This is a genomic window from Mycoplasmoides fastidiosum, from assembly GCF_024498275.1.
In the GTDB taxonomy this organism is placed as follows: domain Bacteria; phylum Bacillota_I; class Bacilli_A; order Mycoplasmatales; family Mycoplasmoidaceae; genus Mycoplasma_N; species Mycoplasma_N fastidiosum.
In genome coordinates, this window is sequence record NZ_CP101809.1 from 1,049,024 (window position 1) to 1,060,617 (window position 11,594).

General features: G+C 31.9%; 7 protein-coding genes. 5 read left to right on the forward strand and 2 right to left on the reverse strand.

Annotation, left to right across the window (positions count from 1 at the left end):
• Positions 1 to 110: 110 nt before the first annotated feature.
• Together recA and NPA10_RS03675 are read right to left on the reverse strand one after the other, a co-directional pair.
• Positions 111 to 1,181: a recombinase RecA gene (recA, locus tag NPA10_RS03670; protein WP_256547359.1), complete on the reverse strand. Its 1,071-nt coding sequence runs from the start codon at positions 1,179 to 1,181 to the stop codon at positions 111 to 113.
• Complete coding sequence (locus tag NPA10_RS03675) at positions 1,181 to 1,633, reverse strand: hypothetical protein (RefSeq protein WP_256547360.1); 453 nt, start codon at positions 1,631 to 1,633, stop codon at positions 1,181 to 1,183. Before NPA10_RS03675 ends, recA begins: the two co-directional genes overlap by 1 nt.
• Positions 1,634 to 1,955: 322 nt before the next feature.
• On the opposite strand from NPA10_RS03675, the gene NPA10_RS03680 reads away from it, so the two are divergent.
• The 5 genes from NPA10_RS03680 to NPA10_RS03700 all read left to right on the forward strand — a co-directional run bounded on the left by NPA10_RS03680 (position 1,956) and on the right by NPA10_RS03700 (position 11,569).
• Complete coding sequence (locus NPA10_RS03680; protein ID WP_256547361.1) at positions 1,956 to 3,653, forward strand: ribonuclease J; 1,698 nt, start codon at positions 1,956 to 1,958, stop codon at positions 3,651 to 3,653.
• A gap of 20 nt (positions 3,654 to 3,673) precedes the next feature.
• On the forward strand, positions 3,674 to 5,818 hold the full coding sequence (topA, locus tag NPA10_RS03685) for a type I DNA topoisomerase (RefSeq protein ID WP_256547362.1): 2,145 nt from the start codon (positions 3,674 to 3,676) through the stop codon (positions 5,816 to 5,818).
• A gap of 75 nt (positions 5,819 to 5,893) precedes the next feature.
• Complete coding sequence (gene mnmG, locus NPA10_RS03690; protein WP_256547363.1) at positions 5,894 to 7,792, forward strand: tRNA uridine-5-carboxymethylaminomethyl(34) synthesis enzyme MnmG; 1,899 nt, start codon at positions 5,894 to 5,896, stop codon at positions 7,790 to 7,792.
• Complete coding sequence (locus tag NPA10_RS03695) at positions 7,752 to 9,521, forward strand: ABC transporter ATP-binding protein (protein ID WP_256547364.1); 1,770 nt, start codon at positions 7,752 to 7,754, stop codon at positions 9,519 to 9,521. Before mnmG ends, NPA10_RS03695 begins: the two co-directional genes overlap by 41 nt.
• A gap of 2 nt (positions 9,522 to 9,523) precedes the next feature.
• On the forward strand, positions 9,524 to 11,569 hold the full coding sequence (locus tag NPA10_RS03700) for an ABC transporter ATP-binding protein (RefSeq protein ID WP_256547365.1): 2,046 nt from the start codon (positions 9,524 to 9,526) through the stop codon (positions 11,567 to 11,569).
• The last annotated feature ends 25 nt before the right edge of the window (positions 11,570 to 11,594 follow it).

The window sequence follows — 11,594 nt, forward strand, 5'->3', positions numbered from 1 at the left end:
TTTGTCCCTCTAGTATACAAAAAAACAACCACAAAATTTCAAAAAATATTTTGTGGTTGTTGTTTCTTTATGGTGATTGTTTTGACAATAAAAAATTACAAAAATAGTTTTTATTTTTCTTGTTCTAAAACTTGGTTTTTTAAGGTTGTAAACAGTTCAGTATTATTTACTAATTTTTCCCGAACAGCTTTAATACCTTGACCTAAATTTTCATCTTTTAAATAGTATCAAGTACCTTTTTTAATTAAAATGCCCTTAGATAAAGCCGCTTGAATGATTTCGCTAATTTGATCAAATCCCACTTGAAAATAAAAAGGTAATAGAGCATTTTTCATTGGAGCTGCTAATTTATTTTTAATAACTGTTGCCTTAATATGGTAGCCAATGATATCTGCACTTTCACGAATTGCTTCATATTTTTTCAATTCAACCCGTACTGATGCAGCAAATTTTAGAGCATTACCACCAGTAGTAGTTATATTTGAGCCATAAGTAACACCAATTTTAGAACGAGTTTGGTTAATAAAAATAATAGTAGTGCGATCGTTATATAACAAACTAGCCTGAATTAAGCGCATCGCTTTAGACATTAAACGCGCATGCAAACCCATACTTTGATCAGTAACATCAGCCTCAATTTCCACACTAGGAGTCATACTAGCAACTGAATCAACAATAATTAAATCAACCAACTTTGTTTTAACTAAAGCATTAACAATGGTTACAGCTTGTTCACCTGTTTCTGGTTTAGCTAACATCAATTTATCCAAGTTCACTCCATTAGTCTGGGCTCATTTTCCATCAAAACTGCCCTCTGAATCAACATAAACCACATTCCCGTCATTTTTCTGACATTCAGCAATTGCTTTTAAAGCTAAAGTAGATTTACCAGATGATTCAGAACCATAAATTTCAATAATTCGACCCTTAGGTCAACCCCCCGTACCCAGAATTTTGTCTAAATAATAAGATCCTGTTGAAAAGAAATCAACATTTGCAAAACTTTGATTAGCTAAAAAAATTTCTTTAGCACCAACAAAACTTTTTAAATCATTTAACTGCTTGTTTACTTCTGTTTTCATTTTTTTTCCTTTTTTGAAATCATTTTCAGAGTAGGAAAATAAATCAGTTGTTAAATGTGAAGCTGTTGCTGCATTTTTAGTTTTTGATTTTTTGTTCATTAAAGATTATTAGTTACTTCTGTCACAATATCAATCAAGCGAACATAGGCTTCATAAATTTGGTCTGTTACCGATACATCATTTAAACTAAATTCAGCTTCATAAAAATAATTGCCAGTAATCGCTATACAAACATAAGTTTTTTGCTGATAAACCATTACCGCAATGATGAAATCATTTTGAGTTTTTTGAAAAAGTCGGGCAGCAATAGTTTTAAGAACAAACGCTGGTAACTGAATTTTTTCAGCTTCAACATAAAGTAATTCTTGTTCATTAAATAGTTGACGATAAAAAAGTAATTGATCATCCGCAATACCAAAGACCCGAAAATTTTGACCAAAATTTTCGTGCATTTGGTTAATTAACAAACCACGTAAACCACTCTCATAAACACAAAAACCATTAATGACACCTTGCAGTTTTTTGCTGATGTCTTGAATTTGTTGGTTCATAAAATTTTAAGCTTCTTAGTTGGGCTGAAATTTGGTTATTTTTCCTACATTCTTTAATTAGGTGAAAAAAAGAAAAAAGGAGAATTTAAATAATTAAATTATGCTAAAAAATATTTCGCCCTTATTATTAATATGTTGGTATTATAATAAAATATTAAGTTTTTATTATTTTGATAACAAATTACTACTAATAAAAGAAGTTGATTAGCACAATTTTAGGCCAGTAAAATTAGCAAAATCACTAAAAATAAGACCTTTCAAAACAGTTGACAAATTGTTTTTTACTTACTCACCCCCAAATCATGCTAAAAAGGAAAATGTAATGGCAAATATTAAATATTTTGCTTTAGGAGGCCAAGACGAACGCGCTAAATACTCTGGAGTTTTAGAAATTAATGATGAAATTTTCATCTTAAACACCGGAATTGGCGATGATATTACCAACCAATTTGGAATTTCTAAAGTAATTCCAGATCTTCATTATTTGAAGAAAAACAAACGCCGAATTAAAGGAATTTTTCTGGGTACTCCAGAATTTTTAAACATTGGTGCTTTACCATTCTTTTTAGAAGCTTTAGGCCACGAAATTCCAGTCTATACTTCTAAAGTGGGGCAAACTATCATTCAGAACTGGTTTGCCCGAAAAAGTCGATCTGAATCCTTCAGCAAAAAAGAACCGAAAATTCGGGTTTGTTCCGCTTTAAAAACCTTTAAAGCAGGGCAATGCGAAGTTGTTCCCTTTAAAATTTTTAACAGCATGCCTGACTCATTAGGTTGGGTTTTTAAGACTAATGATGGAGCAATTGTATTCATTGATCAATTTATTGTAGAAAACACCAAAATGCCTGGTTATGAATCCCAATTATTAATGTTGCCCCAATTAACTAACTTTAATGTTTTAGCTTTAATTGTTGGTTTACAAAATGTGGGTAAAAATTTAGGTTTTGCAGCACCTTCTTATAAAAATTTCTCTTTTCTAAAAAAAGCAATTGCCAACAGCAATAATCGCATGATTGTCGCATGTTATGACAATGATTTGTTAACAGTTTTAAATGTCGCAGAAATTTCAAAAATTTATGGACTAAAATTAGTTATTTACTCTAATACTTTATCCAAGTTATTTGATCAACTAATCAAAATGAGATACATTAGTAATGAGGGCTTATCATTAATTGATTCCAAAAAAATTCCCAAAGATAATGATGTCATTATCTTAATTACAGGTAATCAGGATCGTTTGTACCACAAGATGCACAAGATTTTAACTGGTCAGGATTCTAATATTAGTTTTGGTGATAACGATACTTTTATTTTGAACACCATTACTCAATCTGGTTTAGAATTACGAGAAGCAAAATTATTAGATGAAATTTCACGGAATGATGTGCGCACTAAAAAAATTGGGCGTACCATTCAGTTACCAATTGCTGGATCTGAAGATCATAAATTTTTATTAAACTTACTAAATCCTAAATTAGTTTTTCCAGGAATTGGTTATTATAAAGAGTTCGCTTCTTATATTAAAGATTGCGAGAACACCATTAATCCTCATAAAATTCGTTTCTTATACAACGGGGAAATGACCAATTTAATTGATGGTAAAGCCCAAAAAACTTCCCAGCTACAAGTGGGCGAACAATATGTGGATTTTGGAGGAGTAGTTGATATTCAAACATCAATTTTGTTAGAACGCCAAAACATGTTTGCTTATGGTTTGGTAATGATTAACACCATTTATGATAAAGAAAAGAATTTATTTTCCCAACCAGCGATTCAAACTATGGGATTAATTTCTTCTGACCACGAACGTACAACTGATATTGAAAAAATGATTTCAAAAACTGTAACAGATGAAATTCAGAAGAATTTAGGGTTAGCTAAAAGTAATTCAGTAAGCATTAAATTACTGAAGATTAACTTAAAAAAATCAGTCATGCGTATGATTGAGCGACAGTTACAAAAAAAACCAATGATTTTGGTTACAATTAGTCAACTATCTGATTATCGACAGAAAAAATAAAATGTTTTAGGGGATTGCCGATGTCTAAAAATTTAATGATCATTGAGTCACCAAATAAGATTAAAACTATTTCTCATTACTTGAAAAATCAAGACATGGAATTATTAGCTACTTATGGTCATTTGCGTGATTTAAATAAATTTGGAATGGGATTTAATCGTGATCTAGATCCTAACTGGGTAATCGTTGAAACTAAAAAAATCAACGATAAAAATAATAAAAAAGAGATTTTAAAAACAATTCGTGATGCGGCGAAAGCTGCGGATAAAATCTATTTATCTACTGACCCTGACCGTGAAGGTGAAGCTATTGCTTGACACGTTTGATCTTTATTACCAGAAGAAGATCAAAAAAAATGTGTTCGGGTCGTTTTTAATGAAATCACTGATCGTGCTATTCATGAAGCGTTGAATCATCCGCGTCAAATTGATTTAAGCCAAGTAAATTCCTATTTAGCTCGGAGATTATTGGATCGTAATTTTGGTTATAAATTATCAGGATTTGTCCGCCAATTTTTAGGTGGTATTTCTGCTGGTCGAGTCCAAAGTGTTGCCTTAAAATTTTTACAGATTCGTGAAAATGAAATCCGTAATTTTATTCCCGAATCTTGATTCACCATTAATGTATTGTTAAAAAACAAATTAAACTTAACTTTACGTAAATTGGGTAGTAACATCAAAAATTACAAATTAAATGAAAACATTAATGATGGTAAAGTTAATTTTCATGATGCACTAAGTGCACAAAATGTGATTGATCAATTGAATGATGAATACATCTTTGTTAAAGAACATGCTCCTAAAGAAGAAAAAATTAATGCAAAACCTGCCTTAAAAACTTCTACTTTACAACAAGAAGCCATTAGCCGATTTAAAATTTCATCTAAACTAGTTGAATCAACTGCTCAAAAATTATATGAAGGAGTAGAAATTAATGGCCAAATGTATTCGTTAATTACCTATCCTCGTACTGATCGCACTGATTTGTCTGAAACTTTTGTTGATTTAGCCAAAACCTACATCAAAAAAACTTTTGGTGCAGATTATTGAAAAGGTGTGCAAGTCAAAAAAACAACCAAGAAAAACCAAAGCGAAAAAGAACTAGTTCAAGGGGCTCACGAAGCAATTCGGCCAAGTGATTTGTCCTTAACTCCTGAAATTGTTAAGCCTTATTTGGATAAAACTAAATTTCAAGTTTATTGTTTAATTTGAACTCGGGCTTTGGCTTCTTTGATGAGCCAGGCTGTATACCAATACCAATATTATGATTTCGAAAATAATGGTTGTTTGTTCAACAATTACACTCGGGTTCGCAAATTTGACGGATTTGAACGAGTTTTTGATCAATACAAATTACGTAAAACTAACGTCGAATTAGACGAGACAAATGAAGAAGAAAATATCGAACTAAACCAAACTGCTAAACTAGTTTTAAACGAAGCTTATCCTTTAAAAACCATTGATGTCGAACAGCATGATAAAAAACCACCCGCACGTTTTAATGAAGCTAGTTTAATTCGGGCCTTAGAAAAAGAAGGCATTGGTCGACCTTCAACATATGCAACAATCGCTAACACCGTTTTAAAACGTGATTATGCTCAAAAACAAAATTCTGCTTTAGTTCCGACTGATGTAGGAATGAAGATTGTTGAACGATTACAAGATATTTTCCCAAACATCATGTCCTTTGATTTCACTCGTAAAATGGAAGAAGGACTGGATGAAATTGCCTCAGACAAAGTTGAGTGAAAAAACTTTTTAAAAGAATTATTTACCCAATTTCAAGCTACTTTGACCGAAGCCAAAAAAAATCAACCCCCAGTTGAACCTGAATATGTTGGTCGTTTGTGTCCATTATGCGAACACCAATTAATTTATCGCAAAAGTTATCGTACTGCTAATCCCAAAAAATTTATTGGTTGTTCTAACTATCCAAAATGTCGGTTTGTTGAACCATTAGTAAAACCCGTTTTTGTTGGTGAGGATTGTGAATTGTGTCAAAGTCCTTTAGTTCGTCGTACTAGTCGTTATGGTAACACCTTTTTTGGTTGCTCAACATTCCCCAAATGTCGGTTTATTAAAGATGATCCCGAAAATCCCAAACCACTAAAAAACCAACAAGCTAAAAAAACCACTCGCACGAAAACTAAAGCCGCTGAGGAATAAAAAAACAAAGGAAAACTTCCTTTGTTTTTCGTGTTTTAATGGTCATTATTTCATTGATTTAAAGGTACTTATTTTATGGAAACAAAAAAATACGACATCATTGTCGTTGGAGCTGGCCATGCTGGATTAGAAGCTGCTTTTGCTCCAGCACGAATGGGGTTAAAAGTTGGTTTGTTTAACTTAAATTTAGCCAGCATCGCTAATCTACCTTGCAATCCCTCAGTTGGTGGTCCAGCTAAAGGTGTAGTTACTCGGGAAATTGATGCATTAGGAGGCATGCAAGCAATTGCGGTTGATGCAACTAAAGTTCAAATTAAAAAACTGAATTATTCTAAAGGTCCTGGGGTTTGATGTTACCGAGCCCAAATTGATAAAGAGTTGTATCATGCTTGGTTTTTAAATCGCATCGAACAAGAACCCAACCTTGATTTAGTTTTAGATGAAGTGACTGAATTATTAATTGAAGACCAAAAAATTATTGGATTAAAAACTGCCGCCCAAACCTATTATGCTGATGCTGTCATTATTACCGCAGGAACTTATTTAAAAGCTGCATTATATCGTGATAAAAAATTCGCTGATTCTGGTCCAGATCAAAACCCTGCTGCTAATTTTTTATCAACCTTTTTAAAGGAACAAGGTTTTAAATTATTACGTTTAAAAACCGGAACTCCGCCACGGGTTTATTTAAAATCACTAGACTTATCTGTCATGCAAGAAGATCGGGGTGATGATCCTGATTTATGCTTTTCATACACCAATCCCACCAAAATTGATTTTGATAACCAAATGAGTTGTTATCTTACTTTTACTACTCCCGAAACTAATCAATTGATTGCTGATAACATTCATTTAGCTGGAGTTTACAACGGCACAATCGATGCAGTAGGACCACGGTATTGTCCTAGTATTGAAGATAAAGTGGTTCGGTTTCCTGATCGGTTAAAACACCAAATTTTTGTTGAACCAATTGCCCGAAATTATGACTGGTATTATGTTGCTGGGGTGTCAACTTCATTTTCTGAAGAAATGCAGGTAAAAATTTTGAAAACAATTAAAGGATTTGAAAACGTTGAAATCAAAACTTTTGCTTATGCGATTGAATATGATGCGATTGATCCCATTCAGTTGTATCAAACCCTAGAATCTAAAAAAATTAGTGGTTTATATTTTGCAGGTCAAATTAATGGAACTTCGGGTTATGAAGAAGCTGCTTGTCAAGGATTAATGGCTGGGATTAATGCTGCGCTAAAAATTAAAAATCAACCTCCATTGATTTTAGGTCGGGACGAGGCTTATATTGGAGTATTAATTGATGATCTAACTACTAAGGGCGTTAATGATCCTTATCGATTACTAACTTCTCGAGCAGAAAATCGCTTACATTTACGGAATGATAATGCTGATGAACGTTTATTAAAATATGGTTATCAAATTGGGCTAGTGAGTGAGACTGACTACCAAAAAATCAATACAGAATTAAAAAATATCGAACAAAACATTGCCGTTTTAGCCGAACATTATGCTGCTACTTATAATTTAGTTGATGGCGATGCTGGGCCATTAAATTTATTGAACTGATTAAAACGTCCTAATGCTTCATACCATCAAGTTGTTGCTAAGCTTGGTGATAAATTATTGCCTTTAAGTCCATATGCTGTAGAAAAATTGATGATTAAGATCAAATACGAAGGCTATATTCGCAAACAAAACATTAAAATTAATGCTATCCAAAAATGGCAAAAAACTTCATTAGCGAAAATTGAGGATTATCGAGTTATTCCTAATTTAGCTGCTGAAGCGGTACAAAAATTAAATGCTGCTAAACCATTAACAGTACAATCAGCTTTGCGAATTAGTGGTGTGAATGTCAATGACATTATGTGGATCAAAGTTTATTTAGAAAAACAAAAAATCGTGGAGCAAAGATTAGATGCTAAGAGCCACAAAACAGATCCTCAAGAAACACTATAAAATTTATTTTCTTGCTCAATTTTTATTTTTTATTCAAGTTATTGCCGACATTACAACTCCATTATTATTACAACAACTAATTAATAACTTATATAGTCCCCAACGTTCTCTGAATACTATCATTCTAATTGGTGTGGGAATGTTAGCTGTCAATATTCTTTCATTTTTCATGGGAGTAACAGCCAGGATTATTAGTGCTCGGTTAACAATTGGTTTTGGTAAAGAAATGCGGTTACATTTTTATCAAAAAATTACCACATTTACTTATGCTGATTTAAATGTCTTTCCTTCTAGTACTTTAATTAGTCGCATCGGGAAAAACCTGAACAATATGATCAACTGATTAACTTGGGCTAACCAAGTTTTATTAAGAGCAATTTTCATGTTTATTGGTGGTATTTTAGCGACTATTGTTATTTTGTACACTAATAATACATCCAATAATTTCAATCCTAATTTGGCCAATCAAGATTTACGATTTGTCATTATCTTAATTGTTATTTTATTCATTATTTTAAACTTCAGTTTCATTTGGTTAGCTGTTAATAAAAGTCGTAAACTATTTTTTAAAACCCAAACTCATAGCGAACGTTTAAACCGGAACATCCAAGAAACTTTTTTAGGAATTCGTTTCATTAAATCCTATAACCTAGAAAATTTAATGTTTGAAAATAATGCTCGAACTACAGAAGAATTAAGAAAAGGCTATGTCAAAACTTATCAGTACGAAAATCTTTTCGGTCCTGTTATTAACTTAATAATGGCCTCATTAACTTTAACCGTAATTTGAACTGGGGTGCATTTTCATCTTTTAGATTTGGCCCAAATTATCGCTATCACTCAAACTTTAGCTTACTTGGTTTTATCCATTATTTTAGCTACATGAATTCTAAGTAATTTAGGCCGAGCTAATGTTTCTGCTAAACGAGTTTATGATGTTTTGGATTTCAAGACTTCAATGCATTTTTTAGCAGATTCACAAGCCCAAAAACCCGCAAATACAATCATCAAATTTAAAGATGTTAATTTTGCTTATTTTAAAGAAGCTGAAAATTCTCTATCCAACATTAACTTAGAAATTCCTGCCAACCAAATTTTAGGCATTATTGGCCGAACTGGTAGCGGAAAATCGACTTTAGTCAATTTAATTCCTCGCTTGTACGATGCAACAAGTGGAGTGGTTGAAATCGGGGGGGTTAATGTGAAAAACATGAACTTACAAGCACTCCGTAATTTAGTAACCGTTGTTCCTCAAAAAAATAATTTATTTAGTGGCACAATTGCCTTTAATCTAAATTTTGCTAAAGAAAATTTAACTACTGAAGAAATGTGAGAAGCCTTGGAATTAGCTTGTGCTGCTGATTTTGTCAAAGATCGAGAATTACAATTAGAAGCTCGGGTCGAACAACGGGGTTCTAATTTTTCTGGAGGACAAAAACAACGTTTGTGTATTGCCCGGGCCTTGTTGAAACAAGCTAAAATTTTGATTTTTGATGATTCTACTTCTGCGCTTGATGCGCGTACTGAAAAACAATTAATTAGTAATTTGAAACAATTAAAAGGGGTAACCAAAATTATTGTTTCACAAAAAATTTCTTCAATTATTCATGCTGATCAAATTTTAGTTTTAGATCAAGGTCAAATTATTGATATTGGGAAACATGAAGAATTAATTCGCCGTTGCGATATTTATTCCCGCATTTATCAATCCCAAACTGGTGGTGAATAATTATGTCAAAATTTAAAACTAATACAGATAGTCACATTTGAAATAAAGATCGCAAAAAAATTAACCGCATTGAAATCATCAAATTCATGTTTTCTTTTTTAAAAGGCGGTTGAAAATTTATTATTCTTTCTGGACTTTTTTCTTTAATTGTTAGTGGTTTAGGTTTAGCAAGTATTTTTGTCATGCAAAGTTTAAACCAAGTGATTAACAACCAACTAACCCAGCAAAATATTAGTGATGCTAATTACAATTCTCGAGTTGATTTTTTAGGTGGAATATTAATTCTAATTTACATTGCCACTTTCATATTTAATTACAGTTTAAGTTTTGGTATTGCTTTTACAGTTGAACGCATGTCTAAACGATTAACTGATTTTTTATATGCCAAAATTTTACGCACTCAAGTAGCTTATTATGACAAAATGGCGGTGGGTGAATTTTTAAGTCGGATTAATAACGACATTGATTCAGCCATTTCACAATTGCCATCAATGATTTCACAATTATTTACTTCAATTTTTGTTCTTTCAACAATGCTTGTTGCAATGATTGTTATTAGTCCTTATTTTTTTATCATTGTAATCATTATCATTCCTGCTTCATTTTTAGGGGCTTTTTTTATTGTTTTCAAATCCCAAAAATATTATGCTTTACGCCAAAATCGCTTAGGTGTTTTATCAGCTTTTTCAGAAGAAGCCATCGCGGGACAGCAAGAGGTTAATTTATTTAATCAAGAAAAAGCTTTTAGTGAAAAGTTTAGTCAAATGAATGATGATTATGCTCGTCAACAGTATAAAGTTGAATTTTGGTTTTCATTCATTTTTCCCTGAAATCGATTCATTACCCAATTGTTGTTCATTATGGTAAACATTATTGGCATTCTTTTTGCTTATTACCGAATAAATACCGCTGGGATTTATGATTCGGTTATTTTTCAAAGTACTGATGTCAATAATGATACTTTCAATTTATTAAATTATTATGGTCGTTACATCGTCGTCATTAATTCATTCTTATTAATGATGCGAACCTTTCAAGAACCATTGTTTCAAATAACCAATTCCATTAATGTCATTCAGTCTTTCTTTTCATCTTCAGCCCGCTTGAAAGAGTTAACTCAAGCCCAAGAAGAATATAACTTTGATGAAAACATCAATGTACGGTTAGTCCAAAATAAAGATGCCCGAAAAATCATTAAACCCTTAAATGAAGTTTTAACTCCAGCCAACATTAATACTTACCAAAATTACATCAAGAAAAAACGTGATGCTTTTATAAAACCATTTTATTATTCTTATTTAAACAAGGCTGATTTGCATACTGATATTGAAGTAAAAAATTTATCATTTGCTTATGAAAAAAACATTAATGTTTTAAAGAACATTAGTTTCAAAGTAAAACGGGGTCAAACTGTTGCAATTGTCGGACCAACTGGGAGTGGTAAATCAACTTTCATCAACTTATTAACTAAATTTTATGATCTGACTGAAGGTGATATTTTATTTGATGGTGTTTCCATCAAAAACATTACAAAACCAAGTATGCGCGAAAACATTTCCATTGTTTTACAGGATAACATTATTTTTAGTGATACGGTTTTTAATAACATTCGGTTCGGGCACATTAGTGCAACTAAAGAACAAGTCATTGAAGCTGCTAAAATTGCTGAAGCCCACAATTTTATTATGCAACTAAAAGATGGCTATGACACTATTTTGAAAAATAATGGTGAGAATTTATCTCATGGTCAAAAACAACTAATTGGCATCGCTCGTGCGGTTTTATCTCCTTCAGAATTATTAATTTTAGATGAAGCCACTTCCTCTGTGGATACAACAACCGAAAAAGAAATTCAGCAAGCAATGATTAATTTATTAAAAAATAAAACTACATTTTTAATTGCTCATCGATTATCCACCATCAAAAATGCTGATTTAATTTTTGTTTTAAAATTTGGAGAAATTATTGAAAGTGGTAGTCATGATGAATTAATTGCTCAAAATGGTTATTATGCGCAAATGTATCATTCCCAATCCAACTTTGAATAATGCAAAAACAAAAACCCACTGTCAT